This is a genomic window from uncultured Sphingosinicella sp. (assembly GCF_963974575.1).
Lineage (GTDB): Bacteria > Pseudomonadota > Alphaproteobacteria > Sphingomonadales > Sphingomonadaceae > Sphingosinicella.
Window position 1 is genome coordinate 226,745 of record NZ_CAXBBQ010000003.1, and the last position, 24,354, is coordinate 251,098.

Sequence of the window (24,354 nt, forward strand, 5' to 3'; positions counted from 1 at the left end):
AGGTCAATCCACGCGGATGAAACGCAGCGCCGCCGTGTAGAACAATGCCGTCTCGATGCGGCGGCCAGGGAAGATGCGGGCGAGCGCGTCGCGGTAGGCGCGCATCTGGCGCAGATGCGGAGTCGGCACGCCCGAAAGGTCCTGCGGCGGACTCCGCCCGGTCTTGAAATCGAGCGCGCGCACGACCTCTTCGCCGACGATCAGCCGGTCGATCGTGCCGGTGATGACGACATCCTCGACGACGGCGGAAAGCGGCGCTTCGGCATAGGCGCCCTCCGCAAACCATGGGGCGAGCGCGGGATCAGCGAGCGCGCCCACAACCTCGGCGGCAATCGCAACCGCGTCCAGATCAGGCGCATTCCGGCGTAGCCACGCGCGCACCGCCGCCTCGCGAGTCTCCGGCGCAACACCGCCGATCCGCTCGAACAGCTGGTGCAGCACCTGCCCGCGCCGCGCGGCAGCACGCAGCGCCGGGCCGGGCGGCGGCTCGGCTGGATCATCGTACTGCGGCGCGGACGGCGCGAGCGGACGCGGCGGGCGTTCCTCCTCCGGCGGCACGGCGAGCGCCCATGCAGGAATTGCGGGCGCGGTTGGCTGCGCAGGTTTCGCCGGCGCAGAAACCGGGGCAGCTATGCCGCTCGCATGGCGCAGCACGTCGCCCCACACGGGGTCCACTATGCTTTCGGCGCCGAGCGCCGCGAGCGCATCGGCAACGTGGCCGTGCCAGCTTTTCGCCTTTGAAGGACGCTTGCCGAGCGCGCCGCCGACATAGAGCCGGTCCTCGGCACGGGTGAGCGCGACGTAGAGCAGGCGCAGATGCTCCTCGCCCTCAGCGCGTGTCGCGGCTTCGTGGGCGGTACGCGCGGGACCGACGAGCGTTTTCGAGGAGCCGAAGAACAGCGGCGCGGGGCCGAGGCCGGGGAGATCGAGCGGCAGCGGCGGCTTCGCGCCCTTGGGCACCGCGGAGGCCGCGTCCGCAAGAATGACGATCGGCGCCTGCAATCCCTTCGAACCGTGCACCGTCATGATGCGCACGGCATCGTGCGCGGCCTCGGCGTCGCGCTTCACGTCAACATCGTCCGCCTCGATCCACGACAGGAAACCCTGCAGCGAGGGCGTGTTCGCGCCCTCGTATGCAAGCGCCTGGTTGAGCAGTTCCTCGATCGGATCGCGCGCTTCCTCGCCGAGCCGCGCGATCAGGCGGAGCCGGCCCTGAGGCTCGCCGGAAAGCACATATTCGAGGAACTCGTAAGGCGCCATGTAGTCGGCGCGGGCGAGCACCTTGCCGAGCCAGTCTTCCGCTGCGCGGGCCTTGTCGTCGATGCGATCACGCAGCGTGCGCCAGAGCGTGCCGCGGCGCTTGAAGGCGAGGGCATAGAGATCGTCCTGCGTCCAGCCGAGGAACGGCGAGACAAGCAGTGCGGCGAGCGACAAGTCGTCGCCCGGCTGCAGCGCGAAGCGGACGAGCGCGAGCAGATCCTGCACCGCGAGCGGCTGCGTGAGGCGCAGCCGGTCCGCGCCCGCCACCGGCACGCGCGCCGCCATCAGCGCCGAGACGAGCGCGGGAACGAGACTGCCGCGCGAGCGCACCAGCAGCATGATGTCGCCCGCCGCAATGGGCCTGCCTTTCGACGCCAGCAGCTCGCCGCGCTCCAGCCAACCCGAGACCTGCCGCGCGATGTTCGCCGCGAGGGTGCGCTCGGCGTCCTCGGGGACGGCGTCTTCCACCTCGTCTTCCTCGTCCGGTGTCCCGGTAACGGGCGCCCACAACACGACGGCTCCGGCTGCACCGGCGCGGTGCGCGGTGTGGCGCGGAATATCACCCTCTATACCGAACGCTGCCGCCCCCACGGTTTCCACCACCGTATCGACAACATCGAGGACTGCGGGCGCGGAACGGAAGCTGAGCGCGAGGTCGATGGTCTCGAAGGGCTTGTCCGCACCGAGTGCCCGGCGCTCGGCCGCGGCGCGCGCCGCTTCGAACGCGCGCGGGTCCGTGCCCTGAAAGCCGAAGATCGCCTGCTTGTAGTCGCCGACCGCGAACTGCGTGCGCGCGCCCGTCTCCCCCTCGTCACGCGTACCGGCTCCTGCGAAGAACTCGTCCGCAATCGCCTCGACGATCGCCCACTGCGCGGCGTTCGTATCCTGCCCCTCGTCGACGAGGATGTGATCGATGCGCTGGTCGAGCTTGTAGAGTACGAAGGGCGCGGCGAGCGTGGTCAGCAGCCGCGCGGCCTTCACGATAAGGTCGGCATAGTCGAGCGCGCCCGCGGCTTCCTTCCGCGTCTCGTAGGCGGCGGCGAGCGCGTGGCCGACACGCAGGTGGAGCGCGGCGGTCTCGGCAAGGTCGAGCCCGGCGGCAAGATCACGGACCGCGCCGACCACCGTGCAGAACCGCTCGTGGAGGTCGCCGAGCCCCTTGGCCGCAGCGCGGCGTTCGCCATCCTTGCGGAAGCCCGCGCCGACGAGATCGCCCAGAAAATCGTGGCGCACTTCCGGCGCCGCACCCAACACGCGCGCCAGCGCATCGGCGGCCTCAAGGCCCGTCTTCGTGCCCCACGCACGCATCGCCGCCGCATATTCGCGCACGGTTTCCCAGTCGAACGCATCGTCGGCAAGCGCCGCAGCCAGCACCTCGTCGCGGCTGCCGTTGCCCGGCAGGCCAAGCCCGCGCCGCACGAGCCCGCGCCAATCGATGGCCTTGCCGTAAACGTTCTCGAACACGCTGCGCCCGGCAAGCAGCTTCGCGATCACCTCCTGAACGCGCGCCTCGCCGCCCAGCACGGAGAGGTCCGCGAGATCGGCGAGCAGCGCGGCGTCGCCGCTGCCGATCCGTTCGGCGAGCGTTTCGGAATGGATGCGCAGTGCGCTCCGGTCATCGAGCGTTTCGTAGCCGGGCGCGATTCCCGCTTCGAGCGGGAAGGCGGCAAGCAAGGAGCTCGCGAAGCTGTGCAGCGTCTGCACCTTGAGGCCCCCGCGCGTTTCCAGCGCCTCGGCGAAGAGCGCGCGGGCGTGGCGGCGCGTATCCGCATCGGCGGGTGCGCCGATCGCGGCGAGTTCGGCGGCGAGCGTCTCATCATCCGCGCGCACCCATCGCGACAGGGTTTCGAAGATGCGCGTCTGCATCTCCGCCGCCGCCGCCTTGGTGAAGGTGAGTGCGAGCAGCCCATCGGGCCGCGCGCCCGCAAGCAGCAGCCTCAGCACGCGCGCGGTCAGCACCTGCGTCTTTCCCGTGCCCGCAGAGGCGGAAACCCATGCGCTGAGTTCAGGGTCGGCGGCGCGCTTCTGTTCGGGAAGAAGGGGGCGGATGCTCATTTGCGCCCCCACCATTCGGCAAGCCGCGCGAGGTGATCGTAGTCCTGCAAGTGAACAGCGTATTCCGGCTTCACCTTCGCCTCGAACGGGCGGCTGCCCGCGAGATATTCGCTGACCGCCTCGCGGAACGCGGTGCGACAGGTTTCGATGAAGGCGGGAAGATCAGCCCAAGCATCCTTGTAATGGCGCGCGCTCGTCGTTTCCTTGCCCGCCTCCTTGCCGCCCGAGAGTTTCCAATAGGCGACCTCGACAATGCGCGAGGCGGGGCCATCCAGTGCGCCTTCCTCGGCAAGCCACGCGAGAAGGCCGAGCTGCGAGGCGAGTCCGTCCGCAAGCCGGGCCTGCCGCGGAACCGCGCCAGTCTTGAAGTCGGCAATCAGCAGCCCCTCCGGCCCCGCCTGCACGATGTCCGCCTTGCCCTTGAGCGTGATCCCGGAGACCTCGAAGTGCCCCTCCACTTCCGAGCGGACCTCCCCCCACCCCCCGGCAGCCCGCGCGGCCATCAGCTCCGCGACCCAATCGAGCATCCGCACGATGCGGGGCCGCCACAGCGCCGCGACGAGCGGCTGATCGGCGTGTGCGGCAATGGCGGCGTCGATCGCGGCCTCACGCGCGGCGGGAACATGCAGCGTGCCGGCACCGAGCAGCGCTTCGATGACGGCGTGGACGATGGTGCCGCGCTCGGCGGCCGACAGATCGGCGTCGAGCGGATCGAGCGGCCGCAGGCGCAGCATCTTTTCGGCGTAGAAGCTGTAGGGGTCGATCAGCAGGCGATCGACCTGGGTGACGCTGATCTGTTTCGGCCGGTCGGCAGCGGGCGGCGCGGGGCGTGGTCGTTCGGCGGGCGGGACGCTCTCGCGCGCATCAAGCGCTGCAGCGAGCGCGGGAAGGCCCGTTTCCCAGACGACATGATCGCCCGCGAAAGCGAGCAACCGCAGCCAGAAGCGCGAGGCGACCGTCGGCGCGGAGGCGTCGCGGCGCGCGCGCGTGAGCAGCACCTGCGGCGCAGCCGCGGCAAGCACGAAATCATGCGCCGCAAGGCCGATCGCCCGCTCGGTCTCTGGAAGACCGAGGCGTCGGCGGATCGCGGGCGGAATCCACGGATCGAACGGATCGCCGCCGGGCCAGACCCCTTCATTGAGGCCACCGAGAATCATCAGGTCCGCACGCTGCAACCGCGCTTCGAGAAGGCCGTAGATGGCGAGGCGCGGATGCTTGCCGAACGGTGGGCGCACGGCCACGTCATCCAGCATCGCGCCCAGCAGCGCGGGGAGGTCAGTCGGCGGAATGAGGAGCCCGATTTCGCCGTGCTGCACCATCTCCGCGATCGTCTCGGCCGCGGCACGCCCGGCTGCGCCTTCCCACACGCGGCCTTCGGAAATGTCCTCGGTGAAGGCACGGAGCCCTTCCGCGAACGCGGCCAGCGCACGCGGCTTCGCCATCAGCGCTTCGAGCGCATCGAGGCGCGGGCGGAGTGCCGTCCACCACGCGGCGAGCTGCGCACGTTCGCTATCGGGGAGCGCACCCTTGGGCGGAGCCTTGACGCGCGCGGCAATGCCTTTGAGCCCCGCATTAGGGCGCACCCCGCGTAGGGCGAGATCGAGGCGCCGCACTTCGTCGAGCCAGTTCAGCCTTGCCCTGCCCTCGCCCGGCCCGGCCAGCGGATGCTTCAGAAGCGCGAGCAGCGCACCCGGCGCGAACCGCTGTGCGCCCGACTCCAGCGCCGCGAGCAGCAACGTGCCCGAAGGCGCACGCGCGAGCGGTGTGCCCGCCGAATCGTCGACCTCGATCTCCCAGCGCCGAAGCTGCGCGGCGACGCGGCGGGCGAGGCCGCGATCGGGCGTGACCAGCGCGGCAGTGGCGCCCGGCGTATCAAGCTGGCGCCGCATCGCGAGCGCGATGACCCCCGCCTCCTCGGCCGGGTTCGCCGCCTCTGCGAAACGAAGGCCGGGCAGCGGCCCTGCCGGGGGCCAGTGTGCGGTGCTGCCTGCGAGTGACAGCGCCGCGCCGATCGCCTCGGCGCGCGTGTCCGGGCCATCAAGCGCGCCTTCTGCATTCCATAACTGCACCTCGTCGCGCGCGATGCTCATGCGCTGGAGCAGATGCCAGAGGCCGCACTGCGGATGCGCCGGAAAGCCGCCGATATCATCCCAATCGGCCGTGTCGAGATCGAGGCCGGGCAGCACGACCGTGCCCTGCGGCAGGCCCGCGATGACCGCAAGCACCTCCGCGACTGCCGGATCAGCGCTTGCCATGCCCGCCGCCACGACCGGGCGGGCGGGCGGCGCGCTACGCCAGCGGGCGGCGATGGCGCCGAGCAGCGTCTGCCGCCGTGCCACCCTGTCCATCAGGCCACGCGCGGCAAGCTGCGGCGGCCATGCCTCGACGACGACTTCCAGGAACGTCAGCGTCGCTTCCCAATGCGCGCCAAGCTCCACCATTGTCTCGTGGAGTCGCGCCGGCGCGATGCCTTCAAGCTGGAGCTGATCGAGCGTGTGTGCGAGCGCATCGGCGAGGCGCAGCGTCTCGACACTGCTGCGCGCACGGCCGTTCAGTTGCTGCCAGCGGTGGACGAGCGGCATCAACAGCATCCGCCGCTCGAACGCCGCGATCGCCGGCTGGATATCCGCCTCCAGCGTCATCGCCTCGTCGAAGAGACCAAGCGCCTCGTTCTCGCCGACATCGCCGATCGGCAGCATCCGGGGCAGCAACAGCGCACCGCCCGAGGCGCGCACGAACGCTTCCGTCACGGCGCGCACGGCACGGCGATTGGGAAGCAGCAACAGCGCGCGCGGCAGATCATCCCTGCCGATGCGGCCGAGCATCCCTGCCGCGAGCGCGTCGGCGAAGGCGCGGTGCGCCGGGATCGTGAAGACGGCTTTCCGCTCAGCCATTGCCGAGCAGCGCCTCCGTCTCCTTCACCGCCCCCGGCGTGCCAACATGGAACCACTGCCCGGTGTGCGCGATACCGTAGAGGCGGCCGCTTTCGATCAGCCGGTCGTAGATGAGATTGAGCGAGAAGGCGCCCTCCGGCACGTCGTCGAACAGCGAGGCCTTCAGCAGCTGCACGCCCGAGAACACGAACGGCGCCACCCGCGCGCCGCGCCTGCGCGCGAGCAGGCCTTCGCCCGTCATGTGGAAATCGCCGCGCCCTTCATAGCCGTGCGCACGGGCGAGCGGCACGACGAGCAGCAGCGCGTCCATGATTTCGGGATCCCAGCGCCGCGCCATCTGCCGCAGCGTGTCGATCGGGCCGTCCACCCACATGTTGTCGCTGTTCACGACAAAGAACGGGTCCGCACCGATCAGCGGCAACGCCTTCGCGACACCGCCGCCGGTTTCGAGCAGCGCCTCGCGTTCATCAGAAACCACGATGTCGAGATCGGCGGCATTGCGCGCGAGGTGCGCCTCCACCTGCCCGGCGAGGTAGTGCACATTGACGACGACCCGCTGCACGTCCGAAGCGCGCAGGTTGTCGAGCGCGTGATCAAGCAGCGTCTTGCCATGCACGCGCACGAGCGGTTTCGGCCGCGTCGCGGTCAGTGGCCGCATCCGTTTGCCAAGCCCTGCGGCGAGCACCATCGCGGCCGTAGGCAGCGGGCCTTCGGGATTGGGACGGAGCGAGAGCGGCGCACGGTGCTTTTTCATGCTGCCCCCGTAAAGTCACGCCGCGCCGACAGAGGCAAGTTCGCGTCGAACCAGCCCGCGACGGGTGCGAGCGCCGGGTGCGCGAGGTTACGGTCGAGCAGCGACCACACGCGCGGGATGTGCCTCAGATACCCCGGCTTGCCGTCGCGCCGCCACAGCCGGACGAACACGCCGAGGATGCGCGCGGCACGCTGCGCGCCAAGCACGGCATAGCTCGCCGCGAATGCGCCCGGATCGAATTCCGGCCGCGCGGCGAGATAGCGCGCGACGAGTTCCGACTCCAGCGCAGCCGGAACGTCGCGGCGCGGATCCTGGATCAGCGACACCAGATCGTAGGCTGCGGGGCCGCGCATCGCGTCCTGGAAATCGAGCACGCCGACGCGGGCCAGACCTTCGCGTTCGGGCAGCCACATCAGGTTCGGGGAATGGTAATCGAGTTGCACGAGCCGGTCATCGTGCGCGCGCGCGAGCGGCCATACCTCAGCCCACGCCGCGGCATAGGCAGCGCGCAAGGCATCGTCCGCCGCGCCGCCCATAAGCTCCGGCCAATGCCAATCGAGCACCAGCGCCACCTCGCGTGCCATGCGTTCCTCGGCATAGGGGCCGACGGGGTGCACCCCCACACTCTCCGCCATAGGCTCGGCATGGAGATGTGCGAGCACGTCCGTCGCCGCGCGGTAAAGCGCCGCCTCGTCGGCGCCCGCTTCGATGGCGCGCACGAACATCGAATCGCCGAGGTCTTCGAGAAGCGCGAGGCCTTGCTCCGGTGCCGACGCGAACACCTGCGGCACACTGATGCCCCGCGCCGCGAGATACGTGTCGATCGCAACAAACGCCGCGCAATTCTCATTGGGCGGCGGTGCATCCATCAGCACGGCGCGGCGGGCGCCGTCGCGCACGCGGAAATAGCGGCGGAAGGAGGCATCCCCGGCGAGCGGCGCAATCTCGGCACCACCCCATCCGTTCGCGTTCAGGAAAGCGCTTGCCCCCTCGGGCAGGTTCAGATCGGCCATCGGGCTTCCCAAGCGGGCGGCACGCGCGCTGTCAAGCGGCGGCTGCCTTCACCGCTGTCGGCGAGCGTCAGGTGCAGCGCTTCCGGCCAGCGTCCGCCCGCGCGTTCGGGCCATTCGATGATGAGCGCGCCGTCCGCCAGAATTTCGTCGAGGCCAAGTTCTTCCACCTCGTCCGGGTCTTCGAGCCGGTAGAGATCGACGTGCCACACGGGGAGGCGCACCCCCGGCACCTCATAGCTCTGCACCAGCGTGAAGGTTGGGCTCGGCACCTCGCCGACATGGCCGAGGCCGGCCAGAATCCCGTGCGCGAGCGCCGTTTTCCCCGCGCCCAGATCGCCCGACAGCAGCACGACGTCGCCCGGCGCGAGGCGCGCGGCAAGACGGCGTCCGAACGTGTCCGTCGCCGCTTCGTCCGCAAGCGCGATCACGCACGGTCCCCATGGCGGCGCGGAATGTAGAGGCTGACCGTCGTGCCCTCACCGAGGTGCGAATCGAGAATGACCCGGCCGCCGTGCAGATCGATGACATCGCGCACCAGCGACAGGCCGAGGCCGACGCCCTGGCTCGCCGTGGCGTTGGAACCCTTGCGGAAGCGATCGAACACCAGCTCCTGCTCGTCGTCCGGGATGCCAATGCCATTGTCGCTCACACGGATCACGATGCTGTCCGGCAGGCTTTCGACAAAGATCACGACGCGCCCGCCAGAGGGGGTGAAGCGGATCGCATTGTTGACGAGGTTGAACAGCGCCTGCTTCAGGCGCACCGGATCCCCGTCCATCTCGCCGATATCGGCGGGCACATTGATCTCGAACGTGAGGCCCCGATCCTCCGCGAACCCGCGCGTCATCATCGCCACGCTTTCGACGAGTTCACCCACCGCCATCGCGCGGATATCGAGCGCGAGCGCGCCCGCTTCGGTCACGGCGAGGTCGAGGATATCGTTGATGAGCAGCTGCAGCCGATCCGACGAAATGAGGATCGAACGAATATAATCTTCCTGCTTGGGCGAGAGCGTGCCGACATAGCCCTGCGCCAGCATCTCGGCAAAGCCGCTGATCGCGGTCAGCGGCGTACGCAGCTCGTAGGACATGTTTTCGACGAACGCCGATTTCTGCCGGTCCGCCGCCTCCAGCGCCTCGTTGCGTTCACGCAGCGCATTCTCGATGCGCGTCGAATCGGTGATGTCGAGGAAGGTGATGAGCGCATTGCCGTCCGGCAGCGGCACCGCCGCGTACTGGAGCACACGCGCGCCGGTGAAGTCGACGCGGCCCGCCTTCGCCTGCCGCCCGACGGTGGAAGCCTGGATGAGGTCGCGCAGCAGGCCGAGATAGGCGTGCTCAGCGCGCGGGGGCGCGGCGGGATCTGCGAGTTCATCGACGTGCGGCTTCGTCGCGAGGTGTACTTCGTCGATATTCAACAGGTCGGCGAACACGCTGTTGTAGAGCTGCACGCGGCCATCGGCGGCGAACACAGCGACGGCTTCGTGAAGGTTGTTGAGCGTGGCTTCCTGCACACGCAGCAGTGTGTCACGCGAGCTGGCGAGACGAAGCTGTTCGGAGCGATCCTCGAAGATCAGCAGCAGGCCGCCATCAGGGCTCGGCTGCGCGATGACGCGCAGCACGGTCGTGTCGGGGAGAACCCACGTCTCCTCGGCATTGTCCATCTGGCTTGTGAACCACGCGCGACGCGCGCGGCGCCAGCTCGGGAAATCGCGCTGCTCGGGCAGGCGGTGCTGTTCCTGCATACGCTCGAACAGCCGGTCGAACTCGGGGCCTTCGTCGAGGAACGCGGCATCGAGGCGGAAGAGCGCTGCAAACGCCGTGTTCCAGAACACCAGCGCGCGGTCCGCGCCGAAGCGGGCGACTCCGGCGGAAAGGCGGTCGAATGTCGCTGTCTGCGCAGCAACGAAGCGTTCGAGTTTGCCGACCGCCTCGTCACGCTCGCTGATGTCGATGGCGTAGCCCGCCACCTCCCCGTTTTCGAGCGGCTTGTCGATGATCCGCATCATGCGGCGTTCGCCGCCGATGATCGCCGGCTCCTCGCGCACCTGCGGCGTACCGGTCGCGAGCGCCAGGCGCGCCGCCGATTGCGGCGTCGCCGACAGCGGGTTGGAAACGAGTTCGACGCCAAGCCGCACGGCAGCGGTGGGGCTTTCCGCCTCCACCGCGTGGGCATAGGCGCGGTTCACATGGACAAGGCGCTGATCAGCGCCGCGTCGCCAGATCGGGATCGGCGCCTCGTCGATCACCGCCGTCGAGGCCCCGAGCGTGGCGCGAAGCCCGTCGCGGTCCGCCTCCAGCGCCTCCGTCCGGCGGTAGGCGCCGCTCGAATCCGAAAACCACACAACCGTCCCACGATCGCCTGCGAGTTGCGGTGGGGCGGTCTTACCCTCCGCGGTCAGCACCCGGTCGCCGGCACCGGACACGGAAATGCGGAACGGCGCGCCGGAAATGGCGAGCGCCTGGATTGCAGCACCAAGTGCCGCATAATCATCCGCGGAAAGGCCGCTCTCGCCGCTGCCGAGCAGATCGTCGAACCGCGCCACCTTGCGATCGAGACCCAGCCACGAGCGGAGCGTGTCCGAACATGATGCCGCGCCGTCTTCGCCGACGACGAGATAGGCGCCCGGCGTGGTGGTGAGCAGGCCACGTAACCGTAGGCCCCATTCCTTCGCCGTTTCCGCCTGCACACGCGCACGCGCCGAGCGGATCACCGCCCATACGGCGAACGCCAGCCACGCCGCGCCGATAATTGCGGTGGCTGTCACCGGCCAGCCGCGCTGCATCAGCGACACAGCAGCCGATGCCGGTGCCGCAAGCAGCATCAGAAGCGCAGCAAGAGAAGTGAGACGAAGGATCACGGCGGCGACCTTAGACGCAGTCGCCGCCGGTTTGAATCCCTGTTGATCGCGTCAGTAGCGGTATTGGTCGGTCTTGAAGGGTCCGGCAGCATCGATGCCGAGATAAGACGCCTGTTCGCCCGAGAGCGTGGTCAGCTCGACACCGAGCTTTTCGAGGTGCAGCGCCGCCACCTTCTCGTCGAGATGCTTGGGCAGCACATAGACGTCGTTCTTGTATTCACCGCCGCGCGTGAAGAGCTCGATCTGTGCGAGCACCTGGTTCGAAAAGCTCGCCGACATCACGAAGCTCGGGTGTCCCGTGGCGTTGCCGAGGTTGAGAAGACGCCCCTGCGAAAGCAGCAGGATGCGCTTGCCGTCCGGGAATTCGATCATGTCGACCTGCGGCTTTACCTCGGTCCACTTGAGGTTCTTGAGCGCGCCGACCTGAATCTCGTTGTCGAAGTGGCCGATGTTGCCGACGATCGCCATGTCCTTCATCGCGCGCATGTGATCGATCGTGATGACGTCCTTGTTGCCCGTCGCGGTGACGAAGATGTCGGCGATCGGCGCCGCCGTCTCCATGGTGACGACCTGGAACCCGTCCATCGCCGCCTGCAGCGCGCAGATCGGGTCGATCTCCGTGATCATGACGCGCGCACCGGCGCCGCGCAGCGAGGCGGCCGAGCCCTTGCCGACGTCGCCGTAACCCGCAACGACGGCGACCTTGCCCGCCATCATCACGTCGGTGCCGCGGCGGATACCGTCGACGAGGCTTTCCTTGCAGCCGTACTTGTTGTCGAACTTCGATTTGGTGACGCTGTCGTTCACGTTGATCGCCGGGAACGGCAGCTTGCCCGCCTTCGCCAGCTCATAGAGACGGTGGACGCCCGTGGTCGTTTCTTCCGAAACGCCGCGGATGCTCTTCAGCGTCTTCGTGAAGAAGCCCGGCGTGGCGGCGGCGCGCGCCTTCACGACGCGCTGGAATTCCTCTTCCTCCTCGTTGGTCGGCGCCGGCAGGCTCTCGCCCGCCTCAAGCCGCGCACCCCAGAGGATGAACATGGTGGCGTCGCCGCCGTCGTCGAGGATCATGTTGGCCGGTTCGCCCGGCCACTGGAAGGTGAGGTCGATGTAATCCCAGTATTCGGCGAGCGTCTCGCCCTTCACCGCGAACACGGGAATGCCCTGCGCGGCGATCGCGGCGGCGGCATGATCCTGCGTCGAATAGATGTTGCACGAGGCCCAGCGCACCTCAGCGCCGAGCGCTGTCAGCGTCTCGATCAGCGCCGCCGTCTGGATCGTCATGTGCAGCGAGCCGGTGATGCGCGCGCCTTTCAGGGGCTTCGCGGCGCCGTATTCGGTGCGGAGCGACATCAGGCCCGGCATTTCGGTTTCCGCGATGGCAAGTTCCTTGCGGCCCCAATCGGCGAGCGTGATGTCCCGGACGATATAATCCTGCGCCATGATCTTTTCCTGTCTCTGTGCGCGCGGGCGGCCGCGCGGATATCAAAGGCGGGATTACGAGAGGGTTCGGCTCAAGGCAAGAGTGAATATAAAGAACTCTTTATGTCCATAAAGAAATACGGCTGCGTGAGCTTGCACTCGCGCAGCCGCAAGAAACTGCCCGCCACCGCCGTAAAAGGGGAGGAAAAACAGCGGCAGCGGGCCGGAGGGACTGGGAAAACGGTAAGCGACGCGACGAAACTGAAACGCTTCCGGCGCCCGACTCAGGAGCAGGTGCGGCCGACACCCTTGGGCGAAACGAACAGCCTGTCGGCGATCGCCTCAACTTCAGCGCGTCCGAGCCCGGAGACCTGCTCCGCGAGCGCAGCGGTTTCCTTGCAGAACTCCGGATTGGCGGCGCCGGCCGAATGGCCATTCGCCATCGCGGTGGTGAAGCGGTCGTAATCGCGCGCCTTGCCGGCGCGGACGAAGTGCGTCTTCAGCACGTCGTTGTGCGCTGAAATCGTTGTGCGATGCGCCTTCACGAAGCGGTTGTAGTGGCCGAGCACGTCGTACTGCGTGGCGCGGCATTGCAGCGCGCCGACCATCAGCAGCGTCTGCAGGTCGCGCACCTTGGCGGCCTTCACCGCTGCGCCGTTCCAGCAGTTCTGCGCGGCCGCCGGCGTGGCAAGCGACAGAGACAGCAGCGCGGCGGCGCTGCTGATGAGCATTTTCGAAACTCTTTTCATGGCGTGACCCCCAGCTGACACGCAGGGAGGGACCCTCTTCTCCCGGCGGCAGGCCAAGAGTGCGACTCGGGTGTAAATCAGGCCTTAAACGGAACGGTTGTCGAACAATTAAACGCGATTCCCTACGCGTGCCCCGCGCTCGCGCTGAGCAGACCGACGTCGATCCCCGCGCCGGCATAGGCTGAGGTCCAGCGGCTATCGATCGGTGCATCGAACAGCAGCGCGCTGTCTCCCGGCACCGCGAACCAGCCGTGACGCGTCATCTCCTCGTCGAGCTGACCCGGCCCCCAGCCTGCATAGCCGAGTGCGATCAGCCATTGCTGCGGCCCCTTGCCCGCCGCGATGTCGCGCAGGATATCGAGCGTTGCGGTCAGCGCCCAACGCCCGCCCACGGAAAGCGTGGATTGGCCCTCGTATTCCGGGCTGTGCAGAACAAAGCCCCGACCCGGCTCCACCGGCCCGCCCGCGAACACCGGAACGGCGGGCGCGATGCCGGGATCGACATCGAGCTGTTCGAGCAGGCTGCGTACGTCGATATCGTCGCGGACCTTGTTGATGATGAGCCCCAGCGCCGATTCGGCATCGTGAACGCACATCGCGATCGCCACCCGCTCGAATCGCGGATCGGCCATGCCGGGCATCGACAGCAGAAGCTGTCCCGAAAGATAGGGCGCGACGTCCATGGCGGAACTATAGGCAATCCTGTTGCTTCATGCCAACGGACGCTTGGCGATCGGTGGGGGACCGGTTACGAAGCGCGTCCAGATTCCCCCGTCCAAGGAGCAAGACCCATGACGATTTCGGTAGGCGACAAGATCCCGAGCGCAACGCTGATGACGATGACGGAAACCGGCCCCGCGCCCGTCCATACCGACGAGTTCTTCGCCGGCCGCACGGTCGCGCTCTTCTCTGTCCCCGGCGCGTTCACGCCGACCTGCTCGGCCAAGCACCTTCCGGGCTTCATCGATCATGCCGAAGAGCTGAAGGCGAAGGGCGTCGACGAGATCGCCTGCCTTGCCGTGAACGACGCGTTCGTGATGGGCGCATGGGGCAAGGGCGCGGGCGCCGACGGCAAGGTGACGATGCTCGCCGACGGCAACGGAAGCTTTTCCGAAGCGCTCGGCCTCACCATGGATGCGTCCAAGTTCGGCATGGGCAAGCGCGGCCAGCGTTTCTCGGTGCTCGTGAAGGACGGCGTCGTCAGCGAACTCAACGTCGAAGAACCAGGCGCCTTCCGCGTCTCGAGCGCCGAGCATCTGCTGGGCCAGCTGGCCTAAGCCCCAATGCAGGACGCCGCAGCCGTCGTCGCGGAACTCGATCGCCTCTATGAGGCGTCCCGCGAGCGGCTGCGGACTGCCCTGCAAGCCTATATCGCAGACGGCACCCGCCCCGACGCCGCAGCGCGCGAAGCGGGTGCCTTTGCCTACCCCGAACTCCAACTGACCTACCGCGGCGAACGCGCCGCGCGGCCCGCCGCTCACGCCTGGGGCCGCCTCACCGCACCGGGCACCTACGCGACCAGCATCACACGGCCCGCGCTGTTCCGCGACTACCTCGCCGAACAGATCAATCTTCTCGTCCGCGATTATGGCGTGATGTTCGAGGCCGCGCCCGGCCGTCAGGAAATCCCCTTCCCTTATGTCCTCGACGCGGGCGGCGTGGACCTTGGCGAGGCGACCGCGGAAGAACTGGCGCGCTGGTTCCCGGCAACGGAACTGGCCTACATCGGCGATGAGGTCGTGGACGGCCTTTGGAACCCCGCGCTCAGCCAGGCACGGCCGCTCGCGCTGTTCGATGCGCTGCGCACCGATTTCAGCCTCGCGCGCCTCCGCCACTACACGGGCACACCGCCCGAGCACGTGCAGCGCTATGTGCTGTTCACCAACTATCACCGCTACGTCGATGAGTTCGTGCGCTGGGCGTGCGAGCAGTTGAAAGCTGACAGCCGTTACATCGCGCTTTCCGGCGCGGGCGGCGTGGTGATGACCGCGGGCGACGCCGACCCGGAACGCATGGCCTCCGACGCGGCATGGCGGCGCCACCAGATGCCCGCGTGGCACCTGATGACCGAGGACGGCACTGGCATCAGCCTCGTCAACATCGGTGTCGGCCCGTCAAACGCCAAGACGATCACCGATCACCTCGCCGTCCTGCGCCCCGAAGCGTGGCTGATGATCGGCCACTGCGGCGGGCTGCGTCCCACACAGACCATCGGCGACTATGTGCTCGCGCACGCCTATCTGCGCGACGACCATGTGCTCGACGACGTGCTGCCGCCCGAAATCCCCATCCCCGCCATCGCTGAAGTCCAGCAGGCGCTCCAGCAGGCCGCGCTCGATGTCACCGGCGAGAGCGCCGATGCGCTGAAGCGGAGATTGCGCACCGGCACCGTGGTCACCACCGACGACCGCAACTGGGAGCTGCGCTACTCGCTCTCGGCGCTACGCTTCTCGCAGTCGCGCGCCGTCGCGATCGACATGGAATCGGCGACGATCGCCGCGCAGGGCTACCGCTTCCGTGTCCCCTACGGCACGCTGCTCTGCGTTTCCGACAAGCCGCTCCACGGCGAACTCAAACTGCCGGGTCAGGCGAACCGCTTCTACGAACGCGCCATCCGCGAACACATCCGCATCGGCATCGCCACCTGCGACCTGCTCCGCGCCGCCGGCTCACGCCTCCACAGCCGCAAGCTCCGCGCCTTCGACGAACCTGCGTTCAGATAGCTCCGCCGGCCCGGCTACCAGCCGCAGGTCTTGCCCTTGTTCTGCTTTTCGAGCCACGTCATCAGCGGCTGGAAATAGGCGATCATCGCCTTGCCATCCATCTGGCGCGAACCCGTGAACGCCTGCAATGCGTCCGGCCACGGCTTCGAGGCGCCCATCTCCAGCATAGCGTTCAGCTTCTCGCCGACCTTCTTGTCGCCATAGATCGAGCAGCGGTGCAGCGGCCCCTTCCAGCCCGCCTGTTTGCAGGCTGCCTGATGGAACTGGAACTGCAGCAGCCGCGCGAGGAAATAGCGCGTGTAGGGCGTGTTGCCGGGGATGTGGTATTTCGCGCCCGGATCGAAATCCGCCTCGCTGCGCGGCACCGGCGGCACGATGCCCTGATACTGGAGGCGCAGGTCGTTCCAGGCCTTGTTGTAGGTGTTGGGCGTGATCTGCCCCGAGAATACGCCCCAGCGCCATTTATCGATCAGAAGCCCGAAGGGCAGGAACGCGACCTTGTCCATCGCCTGCTTCAGGAGCAGCCCGATATCCTTGTCTGCGCTCGGCACTGCCTTCGGGTCGAGCAGGCCGATCTTCACGAGGTAATCCGGTGTCACGGACAGCGCGATGAAGTCGCCGACCGCCTCGTGGAAGCCGTCATTGGCGCTGTTCATGTAAAGGAACGGCTGCTGGTTGTAGGCGCGCTGGTAGTAGTTGTGCCCAAGCTCATGATGGACGGTGACGAAATCGTCGCCGTTTACTTTGGTGCACATCTTGATGCGGATGTCGTCCTTGTTGTCGATGTCCCACGCGCTTGCATGACACACCACCTCGCGGTCGCGCGGTGCGGTGATCATCGAGCGTTCCCAGAACGTCTGCGGCAGCGGCGCGAAGCCGAGCGAGGAGAAGAATCCCTCCCCGGTCTTCACGATCGTCTCGGGCGTGTATTCTTTCGAAACGAGTAGTTCGGTGAGATCGTAGCCGACGTCGCCCGCGCCTTTCGGTGCGACGACATCGTAGATATTCCCCCACTCCTGCGCCCACATGTTGCCGAGAAGGTCGGCGCGGATCGGGCCGGTTTTCGGCTGTACGGCATCGCCGTATTTCTCATTGAGCTTCGAGCGCGTGTAGCAGTGGAGCTGGTCGTAAAGCGGCTTCACCTGGTTCCACGTATCGTCGGTGAGTTTCGCGAACGCATCCGGGTCCATGTCGTAGCCCGCACGCCACTGCGCGCCGGTGTCGGCATAGCCGAGTTCCTTCGAGCCCGCGTTCGAGATGGAGACGAACTGCGTGTAGTCATTCCGCATCGGCACGCCAATCTTGTGCCAGGAAACCCACATCTCCTTCAGCAGCTCGGGATCGCGCTCGGTCCCCATCAGCTCTTCAAGGTCGTTACCGCTCTTCACCTCACCCTTGTAGGTGCCCTTGCCCTTTCCGTAGGCGGATTGGAGGCCGGTGAGCAGTGTCGAGAGCGTATCCGCCGCGCCGGGCGTGTTCGGCGCGGGCGCCACAAGGCCCTGCCGCAACATGTCGAGCTTGCGTTTCGTGTCGTACGAAAGCCCCGGCAGTGCGGCGTATTTCGCGGCCTCCGAGGCATAGCGCACCCCGGCTTCGGTAAAGGCCGCGCCCGTGCGCGCGGCAAGAATGTCGGTATCGTCGGTAATGTAGGTCGCGTTCACCCATGCGGCGCGCGCCGCGAATATGCCGAGTTCTTCAAGGTCTTTTTCAGCCTTCGCCACGAAGGCGTCGGCATCGGCGGCGGTGGGCGCGGGCGCAGCGCCGGTCGCAAGCAGCATGGCGGCGAGCGCAATTGCGGAAGTCAGGTGTTTCATGGTCGGATTTCTCCCTGAATCGTATGGAGTCAGGGTAAAACGACCGGCCTGTTGGTCAAGCGGCGAAGAAGTCCGCCAGCGACGAACCGAGTTCAGGACGGGTGACGCTCGACATGTGCGTGCCGGGGATTTCACGCCACGTCGCATTCGGCAGCGCTTCAGACAGCGCATTCGCCTCGGCATTGTAATGATCCTCGGCACCGCACAGCACGAGCGCGGGCAGCGCGATCGCCTCCACGTCCGCAAGTGCCGAGTCGACCTGTGCATTCAGCAGGTGGATGGCGGCTTCCGGGTCCACCTTGTTGGTCCGCATGAACTGGATCGCGAAATAGGCCTCGCTGCCACGCGCGTGGTCATCGGCATTCCGCACCGTATCGAGGAACCAGTTGGTGCTGGGCGCAACGTTCACGACCGCGCCGAGGCCCATGCCCACCACCGCGATGCGGCGCGGCGTCGCGCCGCGGATCACCGCGCGCAGCGTCTGCCGTCCACCGAGCGAATAGCCGCCGAGATCGTAGTCGGTAAGGCCGAGGTGATCGATCAGCGCGAGCACATCGTCAGCCAGCACGTCCGCCGGGTATGCGGCTGCATCGGTCGGCGCCGCGCTTTTCCCGTGCGCGCGGAAATCCGGCATGATGACGCGCAGGCCGGCTTCGGCGATGCGTGCCGCCGTGCCGAACTTCAGCCAGTTGACGTTGGCGTTCGAGAACAGGCCGTGCAGCAGCACGAGCGGGCGCCCGTCCTCGGGCCCTGCCTCCGTCCACGCCATGCGGACGCCGTCGAACGATTCGAAATCCCTATCCCGCGTCTGGAGAGACACCCGCTTCCTTCCACCGTTTGTTCAGCGCCTCGTACTCATCGCAGCGCTGGCCGGGAAGAGCGGACGTGTCGCTCCATGCATCGTGGCGGCTTTCAATGCCGAAATTGGAGGTGGGGAAAAACGGCGCGGGGTCATCGAACGTGCCGACGGTGAGGTCCATGTGGTCGCTGTCCGGGAACGCGAAGCCGAGCGGGGTGCCGCAGGCCGAGCAGAACGGCCGCTTCGCGATCGGTGACGATGCATACCAATCCGGCTCCCGGCCCCAGTGCACCGCCGCTTTCGGCAGGTTCTTGAACGCGATCGAAACCCCGCCCGTCGCGCGCTGGCAATAGCGGCAATGGCAGAGGTAGGCCTCGTAGTTTTCGATCTCCGCCTCGTAACGGACGCGGCCGCACTGGCAGCCGCCGGTCACCTTCGTCATCGCGCCTCCAGTCCCGCCTGTTTCATGCGCCAGACGGCAATGTCGATACGATCCTGACCGAAGAAGGGTTCCCCATCGAACACCAGCGTCGGCACGCCCCAGTGCCCCGCCTTTTCGAGCGCCTGCTGGTTCGCCGCAATCTCCGCGTCGAGCGCTTCGGCGTCGGCTGCGGCCTCGGCTTCGAGTTCCGCGAAATCGAGCCCGGCGCGCGTCGCCGCGCCGGCCAGGTGATCGCCCTCGTGCCAGTTTTCCGTGCCGCCCCAGATGAGCCGCGAGGCTTCGTCGGCGAACGCTAGGCCTGCCCCGCGCCGCGCCGCTGCCTGCCCGAGCCGGGTCAGGCGGAAGATGTAGGGCTGATCGGCGGCGATCTCGCGCGTGAACATGTTCTGGACAATCGGATCGGGCCGCGGCGGCGCCACAGGTATCTCCAGATACTGCGCCACCCGCACGAAATCGCGCATCGTGTAGCCGAGCCAGTTCGGATGGTTCGTCTCGAAGAAATCGGGCTGGCGGATCGCGAGCGGATAGACGGGCCGGAGATTGATCCGGAGGTGGTATTCTTCCGTCAGCGCGCGATAGCGCCGCGCCGCGAGATACGAATAGGGCGAGCGGAACGACCAGAAGACGTCGGCGGAAAGTGTCGGCATGTGCGACAAATTACACCACAATTCGGTGCGCGCCATCCTGTCATTGCACATAGTAAGCATAGTTATTATATCCACGCTTATGAGCGAATCACTCGGTTTTCTTCTCGCGGACAGTGCACGCCTGCTGCGGCGTGAATTCGATGCGCGGGCGCGCGCCATCGGCGTCACCCGCCCGCAATGGCGTGTCCTTATCCTGCTGAAGCGCGAAGAAGGCATCAATCAGGGCGAGCTTGCAGACCGGCTGGAGGTCGAGGCGATCACGGTCGGCCGCATGGTCGATCGCCTGCAGGAATCCGGCATTGTTGAGCGGCGCGCCGATCCGAACGACCGGCGCGCGTGGCGACTTTACCTGACCCCGCGTTCGCGCGCGCTGATGGAGGAACTGGGGCCGGTATCCGACCGCATGATCGCGGACATGCTCGAAGGTTTTACCCCGACCGAACACGCGGCTTTCGCGAACTATCTTGAACGTGTGCGCGCCAACCTGCTGCGCCAGACAGGGCAGGAGGCCGTCAATGGCTGACCTCGGTTTCGAAGTGAATGACGACACGGCCATGTCGCGCCGCCGTTTCCCTGCGTGGCTGCGTCCGCTGCTGATGCTGTCCGTGCCGTTGCTGCTGATTGTCGGCGGTACATGGCTCTACATCGCCGGCCAGGCGCATGAATCCACCGACAATGCCTACGTCCGTCAGGACAAGGTTTCGATCGCCCCCGAAGTCGGCGGCCGCGTCGTCGAAGTGGCGGTGCACGAAAACATGCGCGTTCAGGAAGGCCAGCTCCTGTTCCGTATCGACCCCGAACCCTACCGCATCGCGCTGAGGCAAGCGGAGGCCGCGCTCGCAAAGGCGCGCGTCGAGGTCGACGAGCTCGGCGCCGAGGTCACGGTCGCTGATGTCGACATCGCCGCAGCGCGCGACGAGATCGCCTTCGCCAAGGCGGAATTCGATCGGCAGGCTGAGCTGATCGACCGCGGTTTCACCACCCGAGCGCGCTATCAGGCGGCGCAGCTCGCGCTCGCCAAGGCGCGTGAGCAGATGAACACCGCCACCTCCGAGGCGCGCAAGGCCCGCGTCGCGCTCGGCAGCGGCGGCGCCGTCGCCAATCGCCCGGCGGCCGTCGAGGCGGCGCTCGCTGCGCGCGAACAGGCGATGCTCAACCTGTCGCGCACCGAAATCCGTGCGCCCGCGAGCGGTGTCGTCAGCCAGACCGAACGGTTGCAGATCGGCGCAATGGTGCCCACAGGCCTGCCGACGCTCAGCCTCGTCGCCGATGGCCATTCCTGGATCGAGGCGAATTTCAAGGAAACCCAGCTTCGCAAGATGCGCCCCGGCCAGAAAGCGACGGTCACGATCGACGCCTACGGCAAGCATCTTGGCGGCCATGTCGAAAGCATCGGCGCGGGTACGGGCAGCGAGTTCGCATTGCTCCCGGCGCAGAACGCAAACGGCAATTGGGTGAAGGTGACGCAGCGCGTGCCGGTGCGCATCGCGATCGATTCGAAAAGCGAACGCGCGCTCATCGCCGGCCTCAGCGCCGAGGTCAGCGTTGACGTGCGTTCCACCACCGCCGTGAACTGATGTCCACGAGCGCCGCAGGAGCGCACGGCCAAGCGGTCGTCGAGGTCAGCAACAAGCCTCTGCTTATCATCGGCATCATGATGGCGATGATCATGCAGGTGCTCGATTCGACGATCGCCAACGTCGCGCTCCCGCACATGCAGGCCTCGCTCGGCGCCACCTTCGACAGCGTGTCGTGGGTGCTGACGAGCTACATTCTCGCCACCGCGATCGCCATGCCCCTCACCGGCTGGCTCTCCGACCGGTTCGGATCGCGCAGACTGTTCATCACCTCTGTGGCGGGATTCATCATCACCTCGATGCTCTGCGGCATCGCGGTGAATCTCCCCGAAATGGTGCTGTTCCGCGTTCTGCAGGGCGCGTCAGCCGCGTTTGTCGGGCCGCTGTCGCAAACCGTGATGCTCGATATCACGCCGCGCGAGCAGCACCCCAAGGCGATGGCGCTTTGGGGCATGGGCATCATGGTCGGGCCGATCCTTGGGCCGATCATCGGCGGATGGCTGACAGACAATTACAACTGGCGCTGGATTTTCTACATCAATGTGCCGATCGGCGTCGCCACGCTGGCGATCCTGATCGCGCTTCTGCCTTCGCGCCCCTTGCGTCGTCGCGCCTTCGACCTGTTCGGTTTTTCGATGCTCGCCATCGGTCTCACCGCGCTCCAGTTGATGCTCGATCGCGGCCAGCAGGAAGACTGGCTGCAATCCTGGGAAATCCGCATTGAGCTCGGCGTTGCGATTATCGGCATCTGGCTGTTCCTCGTCCACATGGTGACCGGCAGGCGGCCGATGTTCGAACGCGAAATGCTGGCCAACCGAAACCTCCTCATCGGCCTCGTTTTCATGATCAACATCGGCGCGATCCTGATGGCGACGATGGCGCTGCTGCCGCCCATGCTGCAGGCGGTCTACGGCTATCCCGTGCTCGATACCGGGCTGCTGCTCGCGCCGCGCGGCATTGGCATTCTCATCAGCATGGCGATCGCCGGGCAGCTCGCGGGGCGCGTCGATCCGCGTGTGATGATCGGGGGCGGCATGGCGCTCGCCGCCGCCTCACTCTGGTGGATGACGCATTGGTCGCTCAATATGGACTGGCATCCGGTGGTGTGGAGCGGCGTGCTGCAAGGCCTCGGACTCGGCTTCATCTTTTCGTCGATCAACCTCGCGGCGTTTGCAACGCTGTCGCCGCGCTATCGTACCGACGCGGCAAGCCTGCTGTATCTGATGCGCAACCTCGGCTCGTCCGTCGGCATTTCGATCGTCACGGCACAGCTCGCGCGCACCGTGCAGACAAGCCACGAACTCATGGTCGGCAACATCACCGATACGTCGCTTGCCCCGCTCGACCTGCGCATGATCGAAAGCGCGGGCGGCACCGGCGCCAGCCTGTATTCGATGATCGACGCGGAGATCACCCGGCAGGCGACGATGATCGGCTATCTCAACGATTTCTACCTGCTGATGATCGTGACGCTGATCTCGATCCCGCTGGTTCTGCTCTTGAAACGGACGCAGACCGCGCCCCGTAAGGGGCGCTGAAGCCTTACGCCTTCCGCAGGTGCCGGCGGCCGAGCAGTTCGGCGATCTGCACTGCGTTCAGCGCTGCGCCCTTGCGCAGATTGTCGCTAACGCACCACAGGCTGATCCCGTGCGCGACGGTCGGATCCTTGCGGACACGGCTCACATAGGTCGCATATTCGCCGACGCATTCGATCGGCGTCACGTAACCGCCGTCCTCGCGCTTGTCGACGAGCATGATGCCCGGCGCCGTGCGCAGCACGTCCTGCGCGTCTTCCACCGAAATCGGGTTTTCGAACTCGATGTTGATCGCTTCCGAATGCCCGACGAACACCGGCACGCGCACGCAGGTGGCGGTCACGCCGATGGTGGGATCGAGGATCTTGTGCGTCTCGGCGACCATCTTCCATTCTTCCTTGGTGGAACCGTCCTCCAGGAAAACGTCGATGTGCGGAATAACGTTGAAGGCGATCTGCTTGGTGAACTTGCGGGTTTCCTTGGGGTCGCCCACGAAGATCGCGCGGGTCTGCTCGAAAAGCTCGTCCATGCCTTCCTTGCCCGCGCCCGACACCGACTGGTAGGTCGAAACGACGACGCGCTTGATCGTCGCAAGGTCATGGAGAGGCTTCAGCGCCACAACCATCTGCGCGGTCGAGCAGTTCGGATTCGCGATGATATTGCGCTTCTTGTAGCCGTCGATCGCATCGGGGTTCACCTCCGGCACGATGAGCGGGACATCCGGCTCCATGCGGTAGAGCGACGAGTTGTCGATCACGACGCAGCCTGCCGCCGCAGCCTTCGGGGCGTAGATCTTCGTCGGCCCGGAGCCCGCCGCGAACAGCGCCATGTCCCATCCGGTGAAGTCGAAATGCTCGACGTTGCGAACCTTCAGTTCGCGGTCCGTCTCGCCGAAGGGGATCATGTCGCCCGTGGAACGCGAGCTGGCGAGGGCGGCGATCTCGTCGATCGGAAACTCACGCTCGGCGAGGATATTCAGCATCTCGCGGCCGACGTTCCCCGTCGCGCCCACAACAGCAACTCTATAACCCATATGCCTGTTCCGCCTGTCCGTGTGCCGCGCGGCCTTCTGCGCCCCCCAGACGAGGCTTGCAAGGCCGTTTTGCTAGTTTGGGAGCAATGCGGGAGCATCACCCTTCAGTGCATCGGGCGAGAGCATACCGAGCGAAATATAGCATTTCAGAAGCTCATCAACGGTAACGCCCGTGACCTCGATTATCGAGGACGGCGGCACAAGCACGAGCCCGCCCGTCATCGGCAGCGGCGCCGATGGCAGATACACAAGCATCCGCTCTTCGCCGCCCACCCTCAAGATGTCGGGCGATGCCAGCAAAGCCAGCACGTCCGCCCCCCGATCGCCGAAGCGGCAGGCGATCACGCGCATCGCCGCAAGATCGCTTTCGTTTTTGGTGCCAAGCATACGAACGAGCTTCGAAACCGGGCGGTAGACATCGCGCAGCACCGGGATCCGGCCGATGATGGCGTCCAGCCGCCGGTCGATGCTCCGCCTTGCGCGGTCGCCGAACGCAAAGCCGACGCCCCAGATACCGGCGACCACGAAGATCAGCAGCAGCCAGAAGCCGACCGTTCCGTCTCCGAAAATGAATGCGCCGCCGCTTGTCAGCGCCGATCCGAGCAGCGTCTCCTCGCCGAACAATCCCGCGACCTGCCGCACCAGCCAGTCGAGGATCATCAGCGTGAGGATGAACGGCAGCAGGAACAACAGCCCGGTGAGGAACTGCGCGACGATACGGTCGAGTGCAATGCGCCAGGGCGGACGCGGCGGTTCGGGAAGATCGTCGGGGGCTGTCAT

At 66.7% G+C, this 24,354-nt stretch carries 20 protein-coding genes; 5 read left to right on the forward strand and 15 right to left on the reverse strand.

All coding sequences use genetic code 11. The features are described from left to right. Positions 1-3: 3 nt before the first annotated feature. The 9 genes from addA to AAC014_RS06940 form a co-directional block, all read right to left on the reverse strand. Complete coding sequence (gene addA, locus AAC014_RS06900) at positions 4-3,315, reverse strand: double-strand break repair helicase AddA (RefSeq protein ID WP_339705982.1); 3,312 nt, start codon at positions 3,313-3,315, stop codon at positions 4-6. Then, positions 3,312-6,209: a double-strand break repair protein AddB gene (gene addB / locus AAC014_RS06905; protein ID WP_339705985.1), complete on the reverse strand. Its 2,898-nt coding sequence runs from the start codon at positions 6,207-6,209 to the stop codon at positions 3,312-3,314. Before addB ends, addA begins: the two co-directional genes overlap by 4 nt. Continuing rightward, the gene (locus AAC014_RS06910; RefSeq protein ID WP_339705988.1) at positions 6,202-6,963 is read right to left on the reverse strand and encodes a nucleotidyltransferase family protein; all 762 of its coding nucleotides are present in this window, start codon (positions 6,961-6,963) and stop codon (positions 6,202-6,204) included. The genes addB and AAC014_RS06910 overlap by 8 nt, the downstream gene beginning before the upstream one ends. Next, positions 6,960-7,976, reverse strand: a complete 1,017-nt coding sequence (locus AAC014_RS06915) for a phosphotransferase (protein WP_339705991.1) — start codon at positions 7,974-7,976, stop codon at positions 6,960-6,962. Before AAC014_RS06915 ends, AAC014_RS06910 begins: the two co-directional genes overlap by 4 nt. After that, complete coding sequence (gene tsaE / locus AAC014_RS06920; protein WP_339706593.1) at positions 7,964-8,401, reverse strand: tRNA (adenosine(37)-N6)-threonylcarbamoyltransferase complex ATPase subunit type 1 TsaE; 438 nt, start codon at positions 8,399-8,401, stop codon at positions 7,964-7,966. Before tsaE ends, AAC014_RS06915 begins: the two co-directional genes overlap by 13 nt. Then, on the reverse strand, positions 8,401-10,836 hold the full coding sequence (locus tag AAC014_RS06925) for an ATP-binding protein (RefSeq protein WP_339705994.1): 2,436 nt from the start codon (positions 10,834-10,836) through the stop codon (positions 8,401-8,403). Before AAC014_RS06925 ends, tsaE begins: the two co-directional genes overlap by 1 nt. A gap of 51 nt (positions 10,837-10,887) precedes the next feature. After that, positions 10,888-12,276, reverse strand: a complete 1,389-nt coding sequence (gene ahcY, locus AAC014_RS06930; RefSeq protein WP_339705997.1) for an adenosylhomocysteinase — start codon at positions 12,274-12,276, stop codon at positions 10,888-10,890. A gap of 263 nt (positions 12,277-12,539) precedes the next feature. Then, a complete protein-coding gene (locus AAC014_RS06935) occupies positions 12,540-12,986 on the reverse strand; it encodes a hypothetical protein (RefSeq protein ID WP_339705999.1) in 447 nt (148 codons plus the stop codon). Positions 12,987-13,126: 140 nt separating this feature from the next. Continuing rightward, the gene (locus AAC014_RS06940; RefSeq protein WP_339706002.1) at positions 13,127-13,687 is read right to left on the reverse strand and encodes a YqgE/AlgH family protein; all 561 of its coding nucleotides are present in this window, start codon (positions 13,685-13,687) and stop codon (positions 13,127-13,129) included. Positions 13,688-13,795: 108 nt separating this feature from the next. On the opposite strand from AAC014_RS06940, the gene AAC014_RS06945 reads away from it, so the two are divergent. Further along, entirely contained in the window at positions 13,796-14,281 is a 486-nt protein-coding gene (locus AAC014_RS06945) for a peroxiredoxin (protein WP_339706005.1), read from the forward strand. A gap of 6 nt (positions 14,282-14,287) precedes the next feature. Further along, complete coding sequence (locus AAC014_RS06950; RefSeq protein ID WP_339706008.1) at positions 14,288-15,727, forward strand: AMP nucleosidase; 1,440 nt, start codon at positions 14,288-14,290, stop codon at positions 15,725-15,727. Positions 15,728-15,741: 14 nt separating this feature from the next. On the opposite strand, the gene AAC014_RS06955 is transcribed toward AAC014_RS06950, so the two are convergent. From AAC014_RS06955 to AAC014_RS06970, 4 genes are read right to left on the reverse strand one after another with little or no spacing between them, the layout of a single operon-like run. Further along, a complete protein-coding gene (locus AAC014_RS06955) occupies positions 15,742-17,541 on the reverse strand; it encodes a M2 family metallopeptidase (RefSeq protein WP_339706011.1) in 1,800 nt (599 codons plus the stop codon). Positions 17,542-17,596: 55 nt separating this feature from the next. Further along, on the reverse strand, positions 17,597-18,361 hold the full coding sequence (locus AAC014_RS06960) for an alpha/beta fold hydrolase (protein WP_339706015.1): 765 nt from the start codon (positions 18,359-18,361) through the stop codon (positions 17,597-17,599). Further along, a complete protein-coding gene (locus AAC014_RS06965; protein ID WP_339706018.1) occupies positions 18,339-18,782 on the reverse strand; it encodes a GFA family protein in 444 nt (147 codons plus the stop codon). The genes AAC014_RS06960 and AAC014_RS06965 overlap by 23 nt, the downstream gene beginning before the upstream one ends. Then, a complete protein-coding gene (locus AAC014_RS06970) occupies positions 18,779-19,429 on the reverse strand; it encodes a DsbA family protein (RefSeq protein WP_339706021.1) in 651 nt (216 codons plus the stop codon). The genes AAC014_RS06965 and AAC014_RS06970 overlap by 4 nt, the downstream gene beginning before the upstream one ends. A 79-nt stretch (positions 19,430-19,508) precedes the next feature. Between AAC014_RS06970 and AAC014_RS06975 the strand changes: the two genes are divergently transcribed. The 3 genes from AAC014_RS06975 to AAC014_RS06985 are packed head-to-tail and all read left to right on the forward strand — an operon-like array spanning position 19,509 to position 22,544. Then, a complete protein-coding gene (locus tag AAC014_RS06975) occupies positions 19,509-19,952 on the forward strand; it encodes a MarR family transcriptional regulator (RefSeq protein WP_339706024.1) in 444 nt (147 codons plus the stop codon). After that, complete coding sequence (locus tag AAC014_RS06980) at positions 19,945-21,006, forward strand: HlyD family secretion protein (protein WP_339706026.1); 1,062 nt, start codon at positions 19,945-19,947, stop codon at positions 21,004-21,006. The genes AAC014_RS06975 and AAC014_RS06980 overlap by 8 nt, the downstream gene beginning before the upstream one ends. Further along, positions 21,006-22,544 carry an MDR family MFS transporter gene (locus tag AAC014_RS06985; protein ID WP_339706029.1) on the forward strand — a complete coding sequence of 513 codons (1,539 nt, stop codon included), beginning with the start codon at positions 21,006-21,008 and terminating at the stop codon, positions 22,542-22,544. The genes AAC014_RS06980 and AAC014_RS06985 overlap by 1 nt, the downstream gene beginning before the upstream one ends. 4 nt (positions 22,545-22,548) lie before the next feature. Here the strand turns inward: AAC014_RS06985 and AAC014_RS06990 are convergent, their stop codons facing one another. Continuing rightward, entirely contained in the window at positions 22,549-23,574 is a 1,026-nt protein-coding gene (locus tag AAC014_RS06990) for an aspartate-semialdehyde dehydrogenase (protein ID WP_339706032.1), read from the reverse strand. Between the two features lie 72 nt (positions 23,575-23,646). Continuing rightward, entirely contained in the window at positions 23,647-24,354 is a 708-nt protein-coding gene (locus tag AAC014_RS06995; protein WP_339706035.1) for a DUF502 domain-containing protein, read from the reverse strand.